This window comes from Streptomyces sp. NPDC031474 (assembly GCF_055581185.1).
This window is the reverse complement of record NZ_JBVIJX010000011.1, coordinates 120,974-137,666: the sequence shown is the minus strand read 5'-3', so window position 1 is coordinate 137,666 and position 16,693 is coordinate 120,974. Positions and strand designations below refer to the sequence as shown.

Annotated in this window: 17 protein-coding genes; 4 read left to right on the top strand and 13 right to left on the bottom strand. The window is 69.0% G+C overall.

What is annotated here, in order from left to right; translation table 11 throughout:
• Positions 1 to 80 precede the first annotated feature (80 nt).
• The 3 genes from ACZ5SK_RS24125 to ACZ5SK_RS24115 all read right to left on the bottom strand — a co-directional run bounded on the left by ACZ5SK_RS24125 (position 81) and on the right by ACZ5SK_RS24115 (position 1,878).
• Positions 81 to 1,244 carry a cysteine desulfurase family protein gene (locus ACZ5SK_RS24125; protein ID WP_334577051.1) on the bottom strand — a complete coding sequence of 388 codons (1,164 nt, stop codon included), beginning with the start codon at positions 1,242 to 1,244 and terminating at the stop codon, positions 81 to 83.
• Between the two features lie 177 nt (positions 1,245 to 1,421).
• The gene (locus tag ACZ5SK_RS24120) at positions 1,422 to 1,688 is read right to left on the bottom strand and encodes a DUF4190 domain-containing protein (RefSeq protein WP_457494194.1); all 267 of its coding nucleotides are present in this window, start codon (positions 1,686 to 1,688) and stop codon (positions 1,422 to 1,424) included.
• A gap of 22 nt (positions 1,689 to 1,710) precedes the next feature.
• On the bottom strand, positions 1,711 to 1,878 hold the full coding sequence (locus ACZ5SK_RS24115) for a hypothetical protein (protein WP_334577053.1): 168 nt from the start codon (positions 1,876 to 1,878) through the stop codon (positions 1,711 to 1,713).
• A 121-nt stretch (positions 1,879 to 1,999) separates the two neighbouring features.
• Between ACZ5SK_RS24115 and ACZ5SK_RS24110 the strand changes: the two genes are divergently transcribed.
• On the top strand, positions 2,000 to 2,626 hold the full coding sequence (locus tag ACZ5SK_RS24110) for a TetR family transcriptional regulator (protein ID WP_468576591.1): 627 nt from the start codon (positions 2,000 to 2,002) through the stop codon (positions 2,624 to 2,626).
• 105 nt (positions 2,627 to 2,731) lie between these two features.
• On the opposite strand, the gene ACZ5SK_RS24105 is transcribed toward ACZ5SK_RS24110, so the two are convergent.
• Both ACZ5SK_RS24105 and ACZ5SK_RS24100 read right to left on the bottom strand, forming a co-directional pair.
• Complete coding sequence (locus tag ACZ5SK_RS24105) at positions 2,732 to 3,127, bottom strand: hypothetical protein (RefSeq protein WP_457494196.1); 396 nt, start codon at positions 3,125 to 3,127, stop codon at positions 2,732 to 2,734.
• A 144-nt stretch (positions 3,128 to 3,271) separates the two neighbouring features.
• Positions 3,272 to 4,132 carry a thioesterase family protein gene (locus ACZ5SK_RS24100; RefSeq protein ID WP_334577056.1) on the bottom strand — a complete coding sequence of 287 codons (861 nt, stop codon included), beginning with the start codon at positions 4,130 to 4,132 and terminating at the stop codon, positions 3,272 to 3,274.
• Between the two features lie 174 nt (positions 4,133 to 4,306).
• On the opposite strand from ACZ5SK_RS24100, the gene ACZ5SK_RS24095 reads away from it, so the two are divergent.
• The gene (locus tag ACZ5SK_RS24095; RefSeq protein WP_334581157.1) at positions 4,307 to 5,527 is read left to right on the top strand and encodes an alpha/beta hydrolase; all 1,221 of its coding nucleotides are present in this window, start codon (positions 4,307 to 4,309) and stop codon (positions 5,525 to 5,527) included.
• Here ACZ5SK_RS24095 and ACZ5SK_RS24090 read toward each other — a convergent pair.
• The gene (locus ACZ5SK_RS24090; protein WP_334577057.1) at positions 5,436 to 6,092 is read right to left on the bottom strand and encodes a trimeric intracellular cation channel family protein; all 657 of its coding nucleotides are present in this window, start codon (positions 6,090 to 6,092) and stop codon (positions 5,436 to 5,438) included. The genes ACZ5SK_RS24095 and ACZ5SK_RS24090 overlap by 92 nt on opposite strands.
• A 56-nt stretch (positions 6,093 to 6,148) precedes the next feature.
• Positions 6,149 to 7,540: a M1 family metallopeptidase gene (locus ACZ5SK_RS24085; protein ID WP_334577058.1), complete on the bottom strand. Its 1,392-nt coding sequence runs from the start codon at positions 7,538 to 7,540 to the stop codon at positions 6,149 to 6,151.
• A gap of 336 nt (positions 7,541 to 7,876) precedes the next feature.
• Between ACZ5SK_RS24085 and ACZ5SK_RS24080 the strand changes: the two genes are divergently transcribed.
• Entirely contained in the window at positions 7,877 to 8,401 is a 525-nt protein-coding gene (locus tag ACZ5SK_RS24080) for a hypothetical protein (RefSeq protein ID WP_334577059.1), read from the top strand.
• Positions 8,398 to 8,868: a hypothetical protein gene (locus ACZ5SK_RS24075; protein ID WP_468157304.1), complete on the top strand. Its 471-nt coding sequence runs from the start codon at positions 8,398 to 8,400 to the stop codon at positions 8,866 to 8,868. Before ACZ5SK_RS24080 ends, ACZ5SK_RS24075 begins: the two co-directional genes overlap by 4 nt.
• Before the next feature lie 89 nt (positions 8,869 to 8,957).
• On the opposite strand, the gene ACZ5SK_RS24070 is transcribed toward ACZ5SK_RS24075, so the two are convergent.
• The 6 genes from ACZ5SK_RS24070 to ACZ5SK_RS24045 all read right to left on the bottom strand — a co-directional run bounded on the left by ACZ5SK_RS24070 (position 8,958) and on the right by ACZ5SK_RS24045 (position 16,527).
• Positions 8,958 to 10,268 carry an ABC transporter ATP-binding protein gene (locus ACZ5SK_RS24070; protein ID WP_334577061.1) on the bottom strand — a complete coding sequence of 437 codons (1,311 nt, stop codon included), beginning with the start codon at positions 10,266 to 10,268 and terminating at the stop codon, positions 8,958 to 8,960.
• A 17-nt stretch (positions 10,269 to 10,285) separates the two neighbouring features.
• Positions 10,286 to 11,383, bottom strand: coding sequence for an ABC transporter ATP-binding protein (locus ACZ5SK_RS24065; RefSeq protein WP_319341284.1), 1,098 nt, complete (start codon positions 11,381 to 11,383; stop codon positions 10,286 to 10,288).
• Positions 11,380 to 12,378 carry an ABC transporter permease gene (locus ACZ5SK_RS24060; RefSeq protein ID WP_334577062.1) on the bottom strand — a complete coding sequence of 333 codons (999 nt, stop codon included), beginning with the start codon at positions 12,376 to 12,378 and terminating at the stop codon, positions 11,380 to 11,382. The genes ACZ5SK_RS24065 and ACZ5SK_RS24060 overlap by 4 nt, the downstream gene beginning before the upstream one ends.
• Positions 12,379 to 12,488: 110 nt before the next feature.
• Complete coding sequence (locus ACZ5SK_RS24055; protein ID WP_334577063.1) at positions 12,489 to 14,285, bottom strand: ABC transporter substrate-binding protein; 1,797 nt, start codon at positions 14,283 to 14,285, stop codon at positions 12,489 to 12,491.
• Between the two features lie 84 nt (positions 14,286 to 14,369).
• The gene (locus tag ACZ5SK_RS24050; protein WP_079659348.1) at positions 14,370 to 15,377 is read right to left on the bottom strand and encodes an ABC transporter permease; all 1,008 of its coding nucleotides are present in this window, start codon (positions 15,375 to 15,377) and stop codon (positions 14,370 to 14,372) included.
• 355 nt (positions 15,378 to 15,732) lie between these two features.
• On the bottom strand, positions 15,733 to 16,527 hold the full coding sequence (locus tag ACZ5SK_RS24045) for an enhanced serine sensitivity protein SseB C-terminal domain-containing protein (RefSeq protein WP_334577064.1): 795 nt from the start codon (positions 16,525 to 16,527) through the stop codon (positions 15,733 to 15,735).
• Between the last annotated feature and the right edge of the window lie 166 nt (positions 16,528 to 16,693).

The following is a 16,693-nucleotide window of genomic DNA, read 5'->3' as shown; positions in this document are numbered from 1 at the left end:
CGCAGCCAGGGCGTGTCCGGCTGGGCGCGTCGCGCGGCGGAGCCGCACGGGGGCAGCGGCCCGCTCGCCAGGGGCGCGAGTTACGTCAGTCCCGCCGCGCGGGCCCGTTCCACCGCCGGGCCGATGGCCTTGGCGACGGCCTCGACGTCGGCCTCGGTGGAGGTGTGGCCGAGGGAGAAGCGCAGGGTGCCGCGGGCCAGGTCGGGATCGGTGCCGGTGGCGAGCAGGACGTGACTGGGCTGGGCGACGCCGGCGGTGCAGGCGGAGCCGGTGGAGCACTCGATGCCCTGGGCGTCGAGCAGCAGCAGCAGGGAGTCGCCCTCGCAGCCGGGGAAGGTGAAGTGGGCGTTGGCCGGGAGGCGGTCGACCGGGTCGCCGCCGAGGATCGCGTCCGGGACGGCCGTACGGACCGCTTCGATCAGGGCGTCGCGCAGGGCGCCGATCTCGCCGGCGAACCACTCGCGCTGTTCGGCGGCGAGGCGTCCGGCGACCGAGAAGGAGGCGATCGCGGGGACGTCGAGGGTGCCGGAGCGGACGTGGCGCTCCTGGCCGCCGCCGTGCAGGACGGGGACGGGGGTGTACTCGCGGCCCAGGAGGAGGGCGCCGATGCCGTACGGGCCGCCGATCTTGTGACCGGAGACCGTCATCGCGGCGAGGCCGGAGTCGGCGAAGGAGACGGGGACCTGGCCGAAGGCCTGGACGGCGTCGGCGTGCAACGGGACGTCGAACTCGGCTGCCACGTCCGCGAGTTCGCGGACCGGCATGACCGTGCCGATCTCGTTGTTCGCCCACATGACGGTGGCGAGGGCGACGTCGGCGGGGTTGCGGGCGATCGCTTCGCGGAGCGCTTCGGGGTGGACCCGGCCGTAGGAGTCGACCGGCAGGTACTCGACCGTGGCGCCCTCGTGTTCACCGAGCCAGTGCACGGCGTCGAGGACCGCGTGGTGCTCGACGGGGCTGGCCAGGACTCGGGTGCGGGCCGGGTCGGCGTCGCGGCGGGACCAGTACAGGCCCTTGACCGCGAGGTTGTCGGCCTCGGTGCCGCCGGAGGTGAGGACGACCTCGCTGGGGCGGGCGCCGAGCGCTTCCGCGAGGGTCTCACGGGCTTCCTCGACCGTACGGCGGGCTTGTCGGCCGGCCGCGTGGAGGGAGGAGGCGTTGCCGGTGATGCTCAGGTGCGCGGTGAGTGCCTCGACCGCCTCGGGGAGCATCGGGGTGGTCGCGGCGTGGTCGAGGTATGCCATGGTGGCCCCGATTCTACGGGCCCGGACCGTCGGCCTCGCTGCCAGGTGCACCGAGACACCCGGCGCTGTCGGCTGTGCCCGCCCTCCCCCGTCGCCCCGGTGGAACGGCTGCCCACGGCGGAAGCAGTCGGGAGCAGTCGGAAGCGGAGGGAAGCAGACAGCGGCAGCCGGCAGCGGTCAGAAGCTCCAGGAGATCGTCGAGTCCGCCTGCATGAAGGCCACCAGGACCACGAGGTCGGCGATGCCCAGGGTCAGGCCGAGGTAGGCGCGGCCCGGGCGGGCCGTGCCCCGCCAGAGGGCGACGGCCGCCAGGACGATGGCGATCGGGCCGAGGAAGACGTTGAGGACGAGCAGGCCCAGCAGGCCCAGGATGAAGGACGCGACGGCCATTCCGTCGGCGTCCCGGACATCGGTGCGGCTCGTGGCCGGGGCGGTGAGTTGCATGGTTGTTCAGAGCTCCTGTGGGTCAGTGGGTCGAGGTCTGCCGGCGGCGGCCGTGGCGCTCGCGGAGGGCGAAGATGCCCAGCCAGGCGGCGATCACGGTGGCGGCGACGAGCGTGAAGGCGAACGGCGCGTGGGCGATGGCGCCCATGACGACGCCGAACAGCAGCAGTGCGGCAACCAGGAACAGCATGGGATCGGATCCCCCTCCGTAAATTTTGGGTGAACAGTTGTAGTAACAGTTGTTCACTGACTTAGATTCTAGCGCGTCTCACGACTTTTCAATTCCGGAGAACAGTTGTTAACTGGATGACATGAGTCACACCCTCGGCATCAGGCAGGCCCAGAAGCAGAAGACCCGGCAGTCGCTCCTGGACGCGGCCTTGGCGCTGCTGGAGGAGCAGAGCCTGAGCAGCCTGGGCCTGCGTGAGGTCACCCGTGCCGTCGGTGTCGCCCCCACCGCCTTCTACCGGCACTTCCGCTCCACCGAGGACCTGGGCGTCGCGCTCGTCGACGAGGCGCTGGGCAGCCTGCACCCGATGATCCGGACCACGGTGACCTCGGCCGACAGCAGCGAGGAACGCATCACACGCGCCGTCGAGTTGATCGCGGGCCATGTGAGCGCGTACCCCGCGCACGTCCGTTTCATCGCCCGTGAGCGGCACGGCGGGGTCCAGCCGGTGCGGGAGGCGATACGGGAGCAACTGGGCCGGTTCGCCGAGGAGGTGAGGGCCGAGCTGGCCAAGGACGCCGAGGCCGAGGGCTGGAGCGACGACGACCTGCTGATGCTCTCGCACCTCTACGTCGACCAGATGCTCATCACGGCCTCGCTGTTCCTGGAGGCACTGGAGGCCTCGCCGGAGGACCGGGAGCGGGTCAGCCGGCTCGCGACCCGTCAGATGCGGCTCATCAGCATCGGCCGCCACCACTGGCTGGACTGACGTCCGACAGTCACTCCGACAGCCCCGACAGCCCCGACAGACACAGAGGCGGCGCACTCGTTCGCGTAGTTCCCGAGTGCGCCACCCCTGTTGGCGAACCGCCGATCAGCCCTGCTGCTGGGCCTGCTGGGCCTGCTGTCCCTGGCCGCCGCCGCCCGGCCCACCGCACCCGCCGCCACCCGGACCCCCCTGACCGCCCCCGCCGGGGCCGCCGCTCGGAGCGCCGGACGGGACACCGGTCGGGGTGCCGGTCGGGGTGCCGGTCGGCTGCGCCGAAGGAGCGCCGCCGGCCGTACGGCTCGGCGCGCCCGAAGGAGCTCCCGAGGGGGCGCCGCTCGGCATGCCCGAGGGGTTGCCGGACGGCGCCTGGCAGGACTGCCCGCCGGACGTGCCGCTGTTCGAGGAGGAGTCGCCCGAGCCGCAGGCCACCAGCGCGAGGGGCGAGAGCGCCAGCAGCGCCACCGCGGGGACGAGACGGACGGGCATCAGCGCACGCTTCATGAGAGACAGCTCCAGGAAGATGAGGAGAACCTGAGGCGGGAACTCAACCAACGGCGCTTAGGGCTTCCTTGGGCCCCCTATGTCCCCTGCCTGTCAATCAGGTAAAGCACCCCTCAAGTAACCAACAGAGGCGGCCCTCGGCCCTCAGCCCAGCCTGACGCGCGCCAACTGCCGGGACTGCGCGACCAGTCGGTCCGCGCTGTCCCAGACCTCGGCGTCCTCCTCCAGGAAGCCGCCCGCGAGGTTGCGGGTGGTGATGGAGACGCGCAGCGGGCCGGGGGCCGGACGGCAGCGGACGTGGACCGTCAGCTCGACCGTGGGGACCCAGCCGCGCAGGCCGATCTCGAAGGCGGTGGGCGGCAGGGCGTCCACGGCGAGGAGGAGGGAGAGCGGGTCGGGGTCGCGGCCGTCCTTGAGGCCGAACCAGGCCCGCATCTCGCCGTTGCCGGAGGGCGATCCGAGCGCCCAGCCGAGGGTGGACGGGTCGAGCTTGAGCATCAGCCGGTCGGCGATGGCGGAGCTGCCGTCGACGGGGGCCGGTCCGTCCTCGGGGCCGAAGCACTGCTCCATCGGCGGGATCACGGGCGGCTTCGCCGTCGTGCGGACGTCGTCCGGGAGGGAGTCCAGGTCGCCGTAGGAGGCGAGGACGCGGATCCGCTCGACCTCGGCGCCGTCCTCGTCGTACTGGAAGAGCGAGGCCTGGCCGGTGGACAGGGTGCGGCCGGCGCGGACGACGTCCGTGCGGACGACCGCGGGGCCGGGCTGGGAGGCGGTGAGGTAGTGCGCCGAGATCGTGAACGGGTCGCGGTGCGGCAGGGCGTCCGCGAGGGCGCGGCCGAGGACGGCGAGGAGGTAGCCGCCGTTGACGGCGCTGATGATCGTCCAGCCGGCCGAGAGGTCGGCGTCGTAGACGCCCGGCGCACGCCGGGTGAGCGCGGTGTCGCGGTCGAACTCACTGTCGCCGATGACGGCCCGCCGGGCGGCCGCGGTAGCTGCTTCTGGCATGGCTGAACGGTACAACAGGTGATTACTAAGCGGTAGCTTTCCCAGGTGGTGAGGCTCCACAGGCTGCATCGCGCAGGCACCCCAAGATGAGACCCTCTTGAGAGTTCTGCAATTTCTTGGTAAGTGTCCGAACTCGTCCGTAACCTCGACGGCGTTTTTTCCCTCTGCAAGGACATGAGCCTCACCGGGACTCCGTTCCTCTTCACCTTGATCGCGCTGTCCGTCGTCGCCGTCGCAGTGCCACTGCTGCTGTGGTCGCGGCTACGCGGACCGCTGGTCCTGCGGGCCTTCGCCCGGGTGCTGATGCTGATGTTCGCTCAGGGCACGGCCGTCGCCCTGGTCTTCGTGCTCGTCAACAACAGCAACAACCTGTACGACACCTGGGACGACCTCCTGGGCACGGGCAACCATGTGGCGCAGGCCGCCGACCTGGGTGCCGACGGCACCGGCGGCATCGCGCTGGACAAGCTGCCCAAGGTCGCGCAGAAATTCAGCGAGGCCCAGGGTCCGGGCCTGCACGGGGTGCGCGTCACCCAGCTCAAGGGCCGCGTCTCCGGCATCAACGCCGAGGTCTACGTCTGGCTGCCCCCGCAGTACAACCAGCCCGCGTACGCGAAGAAGGCCTTCCCCGTCGTGGAGCTGCTGCCGGGCTACCCGGGCTCGGCGAAGTCCTGGTTCGGGTCGATGCACGTGGCCGCGCAGCTGGAGCCGCTGATGCGCAAGGGCAAGGTCGCGCCGTTCATCCTGATCGCGCCGCGCACCACGCTGCTGCCCGGCGTCGACACCGGCTGCGCCAACGTGGCGGGCACCGTCAACGCCGACAGCTGGCTGAGCATCGACGTGCCGAAGATGGTCACGGACAACTTCCGGGCCCAGCCGGCGCCCAAGGGCTGGGCGGTCGCCGGCTACTCGGCCGGCGCGCACTGCGCGGTCAAACTGGCCATCGCCCACCCCAACCGCTACCGGGCCGCGGTCAGCCTGTCCGGCTACAACGACCCCATCGGCGAGCCCAACTCGCTCACCGCCCAGGACCCGGCGCTGCGCAAGTCCACCAACCCGTACCTGATGCTCCGCAAGGCGACCGCCCCGCCGGCGGTGGCGCTCTACATCTCGGGCGAGCCGAACGACGGCTACCAGGCGGGCCTGGCCCTGCAGCACGTGGCGAAGGCGCCGACCACCGTGAAGGTGATCTACATCCCGAAGAACGCGGGCGGCCACACCATGGCGCTGTGGCGGCCGCAGGTGGTGCCGGCGTTCAAGTGGCTGACGACGCAGCTCAACCAGCACGGGCTCGCCGCCGGGGCTACTCCTCACGCACCGTCGAACGCCGATTCCAAGCGCGAGGCGCTCGCCAGTGGTGACGCATCGCGAGAAGCCGCAGGACGAAAGCGGTGACGGCGGCCAGACCGCTGGCCAGCGGGGTGAGCACGTCGTAACGGATGCAGAGCACCACCATGGTGGCGCCGACGATCGCCGGGACCGCGTAGAGATCGCGGTCCCAGCGCAGCAGTGACGGCACCTCGTTGGCCAGCACGTCGCGCAGCACGCCGCCGCCGACGGCGGTCGCGAGCCCCAGGGTGGCCGAGGCGGTGAGGCCGAGCCCGTGGGCGTACGCCTTCGTCGTGCCGGTGACGCAGAACAGGCCGAGTCCTGCCGCGTCGAAGACGTTCACGCCGGTCTGGATGCGCTCCACCTGCGGGTGGAGGAAGACGACCAGCAGGGCGGCGAACAACGGCGTGAGGAAGTACCCCAGGTCGGTGAAGGCCGCCGGGGGCACGGCCCCGATGACCAGGTCCCGGAACAGCCCTCCGCCCAGCGCGGTGACCTCGGCGAGCATGGCTATGCCGAACACGTCGAAGTTCTTGCGGACGGCCAGCAGCGCGCCGGAGATGGCGAACACGAAGATGCCGGCGAGGTCGAGCGTGTGCTGGACGGAGGGACTGAAGATCTGCTGAATCACCCTTACATTGTCACCCAGCAGCGACTGTGGACCTTACAAACCCAGGCCACGCGGGCTCACAGGGTGGGTTTCCCTGTGGTGAAGAGCCAGGTCTGGAAGAGGTCGTCGAGCTGCTGCCCGGAGATCCGCTCGGCGAGGCGGACGAAGTCGTCCGTGTCCGCGTTGCCGTAGCGGTGCAGCCCGGTCCAGGCGGGGAGCAGCTTGAAGAAGGCGGCGTCGCCGATGCGCTCGCGGAGCACCTGGAGGGTCATCGCGCCGCGCTGGTAGACGGCGGAGGCGAACATGGTGTCGCGCTGCGGGTCGCCGACGGTGATCTGCCAGAAGGCGTTGTCGGCGGGGCGGGAGTTGTAGCCGGCCAGGAAGGAGTCGTGCGCCGAGCGGGTGCCCTGGTGCTCGGCCCACAGCCACTGGGCGTAGGTGGCGAAGCCCTCGTTGAGCCAGATGTCCTTCCAGTGCGCCACCGAGACCGAGTCGCCGAACCACTGGTGGGCCAGCTCGTGCACGATCGTCGACTCGTTGCGGACGGCCGAGTACACCGGCTTGGACTGCACCTCCAGCGAGAACCCGGCCTGCGGCATGTCGTCGACGATCGCGCCGGTCTCCTCGAAGGGGTACGGGCCGAAGACCTGCGACCAGTAGTCGGTGGCGGCCGCGGTGACGCCGTACACGTCGACGTTGTTGCTGTTCGCGAGCACGGGGTCGATCGCGACGTAGATCGGGGTGCCGCCGGGCGTCGTCCCGGTCTTCACGTCGAACTTCCCGATCGTGGCGGTCGCCAGGTAGCTCGCCATCGGCTTGGTCTCGCGCCAGTGCGTGTACGTCGAGCCGCCCTTGTCGTACGTCGAGACCAGCCGGCCGTTGGAGACGCCGGTCAGGCCCTTCGGCGCCTTGATGCGGATGTCGTAGGTGGCCTTGTCGGAGGGGTGGTCGCTGGACGGGAACCAGGTGGAGGCGGCGTTGGGCTCGCAGGCGACGAAGACGCCGTCGGCGGTCTTCATCCAGCCGTAGTCGGAGCCGAAGACGATGGGGCCGCCGAGCGGTTCGGGGACGCCGCCGTAGGTGACGGCCACCTCGAACATCCGCCCCTTGTGGATCGCTGCGCGCGGGGTGATGCGGATCTCGTCGCCGTCGCGGGTGAACTGGGCCCGCTTGCCGTCCACTTCGACCCGGGTGACCTCCAGTTTCTGCAGGTCCAGATCGAAGGACGAGAGGTTCTGGCCGGCCCGCGCGGTGATCGTCGTACGGCCGTCGAGGCGGTCGGTGTCCGGGTTGTACGCCACGTCGAGGGCGTAGTGGCGGGCGTCGAAGCCGCCGTTGCCGAGGTCGGGGAAGTAGGAGTCGCCGATACCGGGGGCGCCCTGGGTGGGGGCGGGAGAGGCGGCGATGACAAGGAAAGAGGCCGCCGCTGTCGCGAGGGCCCCTAAACGTGCCGATCGGGAGAGTTTCATGAGTCGTCCCTTCGAGCGTGTGCCGATAAGTCGGACACCGACGACTCTGAACCCTCCCGCTTGGACATGTACATGACTTTGCCAATCTGTCATGCGCCGCTTGCCGGTCGACTCCCAGCTCTCGCGATCCACGCCGCCTCCCGGCACCGGGCACTGAATCGGCAGTCGCGCGAATTCCATCTGAGGTTTAATTGAGGTTACCGATAAAGCGATGGCAAGAAGATCGCAAAGCCCCTATTGCGTCAACTGCCTTGTGCCCTAAGTTCACGCTCACGGGGGAGTCACCACACGGGGTGGTTGACGGGTCTCCCCCATTCCTCAATGAGGGACAAAATCTTGACGCACTACGCGAGAACAACGACCATCGGTGCGGCGATGCTTGCTCTGGTCGCCCTGGGCACGACGTCGGCTCAGGCGGCTGCGCCCGAAACGGTGCATCCGATGAATTGCGGCACGGAGTCGTCGTACGAATTCGGTTCCCCCAAATCCTCGCGGATCGGGATGGTTCCCCCGTCCAGCGCGCCGGGCGGACACACGCTCGGCATCAGCCTTACTGCCGGCACGTCGATCACCGGCACGATCAGCGGCTCCCTCCAGACCGAGGAGAGCGCCATCGTCGCCAGCGCCAAGCAGACCGTGACTGCCTCGATCGCACTCACGATGACGGCGTCCATCACGTACTCGGACAGCTGGAAGGTGCCGAGCTCCTGGCGGAAGGGGTACCTCCACGCCGGTGCCGACCGGGACACGGTGAGTTGGAATTACGGACACTACGGCGCGGGTTGCAAGTGGGTAATCGTGCGTAAGGGAACCGCGAAGCTCCCGTACCACATTCCGGCATTCTGGAGCACCAAGGGATGATTTCCGCCGCCGGAGCTCGTTTCTCGCAATACGCGGCACGCGTGGCTGTGCTGTCCGCTGCTTTACTGGCCGTGGCGGGCTGCAGTGATGCGAATTCCTCGGCGCAGAAATCGCCGTCGCCGACGGCGGCACACGCCTCGCCGGCTGCGAAAATGCAGTTGCCGCTGCTGGAATCGCTCAAGTCCCCGGCTCCGTCCGGGAAGCTTCTGGTGGCGCAGAGCGGGCAGGGCCCCAAGCAGTTCGAGGTGCCCCTGGCGAAGACGGCCTCCCAGATCACGGTGCGGCTGATCTGCCTGGGGCCCGGTGATGCGAAGGTGACCGACGGATCCGGCGGTGCCGTCTTGGACGTGGCCGGTTGCAACGCCACAGCGGCGTACACCACGGGATTCACCGGCGTGAAGAGCGACCGGGTGATGCGGCTCGCGGTGAAACCTTCCGTGACATGGCGGCTGTTGGTCTGGGGGTAGCGCAGGCGTCGCCCACCAGGCGTGAAAAAGAAAGGACCGGCAGGGGGTGGCCCCCTGCCGGTCCTTCCGCGTCCCACTTCGACAAGCGATCAATTCTGCTTGTCGGTCGGCTCCTGGCTCTCCTGACCCTCGGTCTCGGCGGTCTCCGCGGTCTCCGCGGTCTCCGCGGTCTCCGCGGTCTCGGCCTCCGCCGACTCCTGGCTCCGGGCCTCCGCCGGAGTCCCGGCTTCGGCGACCTCCGCCGCCACGGCAGCCGAGGTCTCCGCCGACTCCGCCAGCACCTCGTCGGCCACCAGCTCCGCCGCCTCCTTCGCGACCGTCAGCAGGACGGTGTCCTGCGGAGCCTGGTCCGCGAAGTTCTCCGGGTGGTGGCAGGCCACCTGCTGGCCGGGCCGCAGCTCGACGAGCACCGGCTCCTTGGTCTTGCAGACCTCCGTCGCCTTCCAGCACCGGGTGTGGAAGCGGCAGCCGCTCGGCGGCGAGATCGGCGAGGGCACATCGCCCTTGAGCAGGATCCGCTCGCTCTTGGCGTTCTTGCGCCTGGGGTCCGGGATCGGCACCGCGGACATCAGCGCCTTGGTGTACGGGTGCATCGGCGACTTGTAGAGCAGGTCGCGGTCGGCCAGCTCCACGATCTTGCCGAGGTACATCACCGCGATGCGGTCCGAGACGTGCCGGACCACCGAGAGGTCGTGCGCGATGATCACGTACGTGAGGCCGAGCTCCTCCTGGAGGTCGTCCAGCAGGTTCACGACCTGGGCCTGGATCGACACGTCCAGGGCCGAGACCGGCTCGTCCGCCACGACCAGCTTCGGGTTCAGCGCGAGCGCGCGGGCGATGCCGATGCGCTGGCGCTGACCGCCGGAGAACTCGTGCGGGTAGCGGTTGTAGTGCTCGGGGTTGAGACCGACGACCGACAGCAGCCGCTGCACTTCCTTCTTGACGCCGCCCTCGGGCGTCACGCCCTGCAGCTTGAAGGGAGCGCCGACGATCGTGCCGATGGTGTGGCGCGGGTTCAGCGACGAGTACGGATCCTGGAAGATCATCTGCACGTCGCGGCGCAGCGGACGCATGCCGTTCACGCCGAGGTGGGTGATGTCCTTGCCCTGGAACTCGACCGTGCCGCCGGTCGGTTCGAGCAGCCGGGTGATCAGCCGGCCCATCGTCGACTTGCCGCAGCCGGACTCGCCCACGACGCCGAGCGTCTCGCCGGAGCGGACCTCGAAGTCGATGCCGTCGACCGCGTGCACCGCCCCGACCTGCCGCTGGAGCAGGCCCTTCTTGATCGGGAAGTGCTTCTGCAGTCCACTGACCTTCAGCAGCACCTCGCCGGGGGCGGCGTCCTTGGTGAGGGTCGCGCCCTGCTCCGTGGAGCCGTCGGCCTGTGCGGGAATGGTCACCGCTTTCTCGTCGTCACTCACAGCTTCGGCGCAATCTCTTCGGTCCAGATACGCTCCCGCTGCTCCTTGCCCAGGTGGCAGGCGGCCCAGTGCCGGCTGCCGACCTCGGCCAGCTCCGGACGGACCGTGCGGGTGACGTTGTCCTTCGGGAGGTCCGCGTACGGACAGCGCGGGTTGAAGGCGCAGCCGGACGGGATGTTGATCAGCGAGGGCGGGGAGCCCTTTACCGGGATCAGGCGCTCCTGCTGCTCACGGTCCAGGCGCGGCATCGAGCCGAGCAGACCCCAGGTGTAGGGGTGCCGGGGCTCGTAGAACACCTTCTCGGCCGGGCCCCGCTCGACACAGCGGCCGCCGTACATCACCAGGATGTCGTCGGCGAGTTCGGCGACGACGCCCAGGTCGTGGGTGATGACGATGACGGCGGAGCCGAACTCCTTCTGCAGGTCGCGGATGAGGTCGAGGATCTGCGCCTGGACGGTCACGTCCAGGGCGGTCGTCGGCTCGTCCGCGATCAGCAGTTCGGGGTTGTTGACCAGCGACATCGCGATCATGGCGCGCTGGCGCATACCGCCGGAGAACTCGTGCGGGTAGCTGTCCACCCGCTTGTCCGGCTGCGGGATGCCCACCCGGTCGAGCATCTCGACCGCACGGCGCTTGGCGGTCTTCTTGTCGACGTTGTGGTGGATCCGGTACGCCTCCACGATCTGCTGACCGATCGTGTAGTACGGGTGCAGCGCCGACAGCGGGTCCTGGAAGATCATCGCCATCTGACGGCCGCGCAGCTTGCGCACGTGGTCCGGGTCGGCGGACAGCAGCTCGGTGCCGTCCAGCCAGATCTCGCCGGAGATCTGGGCCTTGCGCTTGCCGTACTGGCCGGCGGTGTGCAGGCCCATGATGCCGAGCGACGTCACCGACTTGCCGGAGCCGGACTCGCCCACGATGCCGAGGGTCTTGCCCTTCTCCAGCTGGAAGCTGAGCCCGTCGACGGACTTGACCAGGCCGTCATCGGTCGGGAAGTGCACCTTGAGGTCGCGCACTTCGAGGAAGGACGTCGGCGCGGGCGTCGCGGGGGTGGGCTCGCCCACGGCCGCTCCGCTCTTGCTGAGTTCGGTCACGTGAGCCTCACTCGGGGGTCGATCACGGCGTACAGGATGTCCACCACGAGGTTGGCGACGAGCACCGCGAGGGAAGTGATCAGGGTCACGCCCACGATGATGGGCAGGTCCTGGTTGCGGATGGCGTCCAGCACGGCCCGGCCGAGACCGGGCAGGTTGAACGTGGACTCGGTCAGGATCGCGCCGCCGATGAGGGCGCCGAGGTCCATGCCGAGCATGGTGAGGATGGGCGTCATCGTCGAGCGCATGGCGTGCTTGCCGATGACGGTCTGCTCCTTGAGGCCCTTCGCCCGGGCGGTGCGGATGTAGTCCTCGCCGAGGATCTCCAGCATGGTGGCGCGGGTGATCCGGGCGTACATCGCCGCGTACAGGAAGGCGAGGGTGATCCACGGCAGGATCATGCCGCCGAGCCAGCCGGTGAAGCTGTCGGCCAACGGCACGTACTGCGCGTCGATCCAGTTGAGCCCGAAGGCGAAGATCGCCAGGCTCAGCATGCCGGTGAAGTAGATGGGCAGCGACACACCCGCCAGGGCGACGACCATCGCGCCGCGGTCCCACAGGGTGCCCCGCTTGAGCGCGGAGAGCACGCCGGCGGCGACGCCGAAGATCAGCCACAGCACGGCGGCGCCGAGCGCGAGCCCCAGGGTCACCGGGAAGCGGTCGGTGAGCACCGGCCAGACGGCCTGCTCGCTGCGGAAGGAGTAGCCGAAGCAGGGCGCGGCGCAGTGGATGGAGTCTCCGCCGCCCGTGTAGGTGCGGCCGGCGAAGATGCCCTTGAAGAACTCCCAGACCTGGGCGTAGATCGGGTCGCCCAGGCCCAGCTTCTGGCGCACGCCCTCGACGGCGGCAGGGTCGGCCTGCTTGCCCACGAAGCTCAATGCGATGTCCACGCCCGCCCACTTGGGGACGAGGAAGAAGATGCCGAAGACCACCATGATGATGGCCACGAGCATCACTGCGGCGGCGAACAACCGCCTGATGAGGTAAGCGAGCACAGCTCTCGGCCCGCCGCGGACCGCGGGCCACCGGAGGTCTTCCGGTGGCCCGCGTGTCCGCCGCGCCGGCCTTCACCTGCCTTTCGTGCCGTTCGGCGGGTGTGCCGGGTTTACTTCTGCGGGTTCTTCAGACCGAGGTTCACGAAGTCGTACTGACCGCTGTAGGCGTCGGTCGTGTAGACGTTCGCAAGGTTGTCCCCGCGCCAGTTGATGAACTTCTCGAAGACGAAGGGCAGGTAGTACGCGCCCTCCATCACCTTGTGGTTGATCTCCGTGGCGATCTTGGTCTTGCCCGCGTCGTCCAGGGTGGTGACGTACGAGTTGAACAGCCCGTCGATCGCCTTGTCGTTGATCAGCGCGTAGTTGTTGTTACCGCTCTGCTGGATGTACTTGCTGTCCCACAGCGGCAGACCGAAGCCCTGGACGGACGGGAAGTCCGGACCCCAGCCCATGATGATGATGCCGTAGCCCTTCTTCTTCACGTTCGAGGGGCTGCCGATGATGCCGGTGGTCTGCGAACCGTCGAACTGGTCGATCTCGGCGTTGATGCCGATCTTCTTCAGCGACGCCTGCAGGGACTGGGCGGTGGCCACCTCGACCGGCTTGTTGTTGCGGACCGCGATGGTGGTCTTGAAGCCGTTCGGCTGACCGCAGGCCTTCAGGGCCTCCTTGGCCTTGGCCTCGTTGCCGCTCTTGTTGGCGCCGGAGATCTCGTACGGGTCGTACTTCTGGCCCTCGGAGCCCGCGACGGACGGCGGCAGCATGTTGGTGCCGATGTCGCCACCGGCGACCGGGCCGCCACGGGCGGTCTGCAGCGACACGTGGTCGGCGCCGTAGATGACGGCCTTGCGGCACTCGATGTTGTTGAACGGCGCGACGCTCTGCGGGAAGACCGCGTAGCGGATGTAGCCGGAGACCGGGTTGTCCAGGTTGGCCTTGTGCTGCTTCAGGGCGGTGGTGCGGCCCTGCGGCGACATGCCGGTCTGGGTCAGGTCGAGGTCCAGGTCACCGCTGAGCAGACGCTGGTCGAGCTGGTTGGCGTCCGAGAAGAACTGGATCGTGATCTTGTCCGGGTAGGCCTTGCGGACCGGGTCCGAAGCCTGCTTCCAGGACGTGTTGCGGACCAGCGTCAGCTCCTTGCCGGGGCTGTACGACTGGAACTTGTACGGGCCCGAGGAGAACGGGTGCAGCTGGTACTTGGCCTTCGTGTCCTGGTCCTGGCGGACCGGCGAGGCCGAGGTCAGCCCCAGCATCTCCTCGAAGTCCGAGTTGGCCTCCGGCAGCTTGAAGACGATGGTCTTGTCGTCCGGCGTCAGAATCGACTTCAGACCCAGCTTGTCCGCGGACGTGTCCTTGTAGGGGCCCTTGTACTCGCCCTTGGGGTCCAGCACGTCCTTCAGGTACGTCGGGCCGCCGGACAGCACGTCCTGCGCCCACACGCGCTCGATGCCGTACTTGACGTCCTTGGACGTGATCGGCTTGCCGTCCTCCCACGTGCTGCCGTCGCGCAGCGTGTACGTGTAGGTCTTGCCGTCGTCGGTGACCTTGGCGAGGCCCGTGGCGAGGTCCGGGGTGAGCTCCGCGCCCGCCTTGCCCGGCTCCGTCTTGTTGGTGACGAGCTGGCGGCTGTAGTAGCGGGAGAAGTTCCACATCATGCCGTAGTAACCGCGCGTGGTGTCCCACGAGTCGGCGTCCTGGGCGCTGCCGAACTTCAGCGTGCCGCCCTTCTTGGCCAGCGAAGCCTGAGCGACCTTGTTGTTCGCGGCGTCGAAGCCGGCGGCGCCGGTGCTCGAGCCCTTGTCGTCGTCTCCGCCACCGCCGCACGCCGCCGTGGTCAGCAGCGCGGCGACCGCGGCGGCAGCGGCAAATGCCTGCTTCCGCCGCCCTGAGGTGCGTTGGGTAGTCACGATCTCGGATCCTCCGGATTGATGAGAGACCCCGTGTGAAGGCCACGGGACGGTTGAGGTGCTGTGCGTCGGCGCGTCAGCGGTTCAGCGGGATGCCTTCGGGTCCAGCGCGTCCCGGACGCCGTCGCCGAAGAGGTTGAAGGCCAGCACGGTGATGAAGATCGCCACACCGGGGACCACCATGTACATGGGGTCGGACTCGTAGTAGTCGATCGCGCTGGAGAGCATCTGTCCCCACGAGGCGGTGGGCGGCTTGACGCCGACGCCCAGGAAGCTGAGGGCCGCCTCGGTGAGGATGTTGGTGGGGATCATCATCGTCGTGTACACGACGATCGGGGCGACCAGGTTGGGCAGCAGCTCCTTGAACAGGATGTACACCCGCCCCGCGCCCAGCGACCGGGCGGCCTCGACGTACTCGCGCTCACGCAGCGAGAGCGTCTGGCCGCGCACCACGCGTCCGATGTAGGGCCAGCCGAAGAACCCGATGACCAGGATCATCACGAAGACGCGCACGCTGGAGCCGGTGAGGCCCAGCATGTGGTTCGGCATGACGGAGACCAGCGCGATGATGAACAGCAGCTGCGGGAAGGCCAGCAGACCGTCCATCACCCGGCTGATCAGGGAGTCGATCCAGCCGCCGAAGAAGCCGGCGAGGATGCCCAGCACCGTTCCGAGGATCACGGCGACCACGGCGGACAGGAAGCCGACCAGCAGCGAGATCCGGGCGCCGTAGAGGATGCGGGCGAAGATGTCGCGGCCGTTGACCGGCTCGACACCGAGCAGGTGGTCGCCGCTGACACCGCCCAGGGAGCCCGTGGGCGTGCCGAACAGCGGGTCGATGAGGTTCTCGTGGTACTCGTTCGGGTCCTGGTCCAGGAGCCCGGTGATGACCGGCGCGAGCAGCGCGATCACGACGAGGAAGAGCACCACGATGCCGCCCGTGAGGGCCAGCTTGTCCCGCTTGAGGCGCTCCCAGGCGATCCGGCCCAGGGAGCGGCCCTGAACGGCCTTGGCGCCGCTGGTGGCGACCGCCGCTTCCTCGGCCGCGCTCGGGGCCGCTTCCGCGGTCGGCTCGTGCAATGGTGCCGTCATCTGGCAGGGACCCCTCTCAACCGGCGGTAGCCGGCCCGCACTTTGCCGCGGTGGCGGCGTGATCAGTCCGTAATACGCAGGGGATAAGTCCCCTGGAGCGGGAGTCTTCAACGCTTTGGCGATCTGTTGCCAGACTTGGCAGTGAATGGATGCGTAAACGTGATGCGGGTAGAGGGGTTCCGTTATCCGGACGGCGGGTAACGCCCCCCGGACGGTGACTTGTTGGGGCATATCGGACTCAAATGGGACTAATCGCCGCTATCTACGCGCGGAGACGCTCGGTGTCCACCCCGTGACAGGAGTGGAAGGAAGGGTGAAGGCGACACGAGTGACGGCGGACGAGTGGCGGCGGCGGTCAGTAGCGTCCGGTGGGCGGATAGCCGTAACCGCCCGCGGGCGCCTGGGCCGGGGCGGGCGCGTGGGCCTCACGGTCGTAGAACGGCCGGGCGTTGGCGCGCATCCACATCACGACGGGGTCGTACTCGTCGGTCATGGCGACCGTCGACACCGGCAGCCCCTCCGGCACCGCGCCGATGGACTGCTGCATCATCGCCCGTACGGCGTCCACGGCCGGCGGCGAGGACTCGTACACGTCGAGCCCGATGGCCAGGTAGGGCGCGCCCAGCGCCGGCTGTACCCAGGCCCGGCGCAATGCCCGGACCACCGGGGTACGGTGGGCGTTCTGCGCGAGCAGGGCGTAGAACTGCGGGACCTCGATGCCGGGCTCGGACAGCCGCAGCGGGCCTGCGGGCTGACGCTCCAGGCCGGTCGCGATCCGGCGCAGGTCCAGCCAGGGGATGCCGACGCCGCCGCCGGGAGCGTGCGGATTCAGCCAGAGACCGTAGTGGTCGGGGTAGAGGGTGCGGGCCACGTCCAGTCCGTCGACCACCTCGTACGACCTGTTCCAGCCGCTCGCGCTGAGCTCCTGGGCGGAGGTCACGCACGGCGCGTAGCCGTACCCCTCGACCTCCATGTTTCCGTACTGGGCGTCCGGGGAGCCGGCCTGGCCGTGCCACAGGAGCATCCAGACCTGGCCGGAGGAGGGGGTCGCGAGCGCGCGCAGAAGCGCCTCGTATGCGTCGTAGCGCCCGGGCGTGACCTGGCGCAGCATGTGCTCGACCTGACCGGTCGCGATGCCGCTGGCGCTCACCTGTACCGCCCCTTCTTTTTTGTTGCCCCGCGTTGGAGTCCAGCTTAGGCGCTCTCCTGGTCGGGCCGTTGAGAGCTCGGGGCGTGCTGTGATCCTCGGGCTGCCCCTCGTGCGTGGCTGGGCGCGCGGTTCCCCGCGCCCCCAAGTCGGCTGCACCTGGGGGAGT

Coding starts and splice junctions, on each gene's coding strand:
- ACZ5SK_RS24095 (WP_334581157.1), top strand. CDS start 4,307: ATGAGCCTCACCGGGACTCCGTTCCTCTTCACCTTGATCGCGCTGTCC.
- ACZ5SK_RS24100 (WP_334577056.1), bottom strand. CDS start 4,132: ATGCCAGAAGCAGCTACCGCGGCCGCCCGGCGGGCCGTCATCGGCGAC.
- ACZ5SK_RS24115 (WP_334577053.1), bottom strand. CDS start 1,878: ATGCTGTTCCTGGTTGCCGCACTGCTGCTGTTCGGCGTCGTCATGGGC.
- ACZ5SK_RS24125 (WP_334577051.1), bottom strand. CDS start 1,244: ATGGCATACCTCGACCACGCCGCGACCACCCCGATGCTCCCCGAGGCG.
- ACZ5SK_RS24105 (WP_457494196.1), bottom strand. CDS start 3,127: ATGAAGCGTGCGCTGATGCCCGTCCGTCTCGTCCCCGCGGTGGCGCTG.
- ACZ5SK_RS24085 (WP_334577058.1), bottom strand. CDS start 7,540: ATGAAACTCTCCCGATCGGCACGTTTAGGGGCCCTCGCGACAGCGGCG.
- ACZ5SK_RS24120 (WP_457494194.1), bottom strand. CDS start 1,688: ATGCAACTCACCGCCCCGGCCACGAGCCGCACCGATGTCCGGGACGCC.
- ACZ5SK_RS24075 (WP_468157304.1), top strand. CDS start 8,398: ATGATTTCCGCCGCCGGAGCTCGTTTCTCGCAATACGCGGCACGCGTG.
- ACZ5SK_RS24110 (WP_468576591.1), top strand. CDS start 2,000: ATGAGTCACACCCTCGGCATCAGGCAGGCCCAGAAGCAGAAGACCCGG.
- ACZ5SK_RS24050 (WP_079659348.1), bottom strand. CDS start 15,377: ATGACGGCACCATTGCACGAGCCGACCGCGGAAGCGGCCCCGAGCGCG.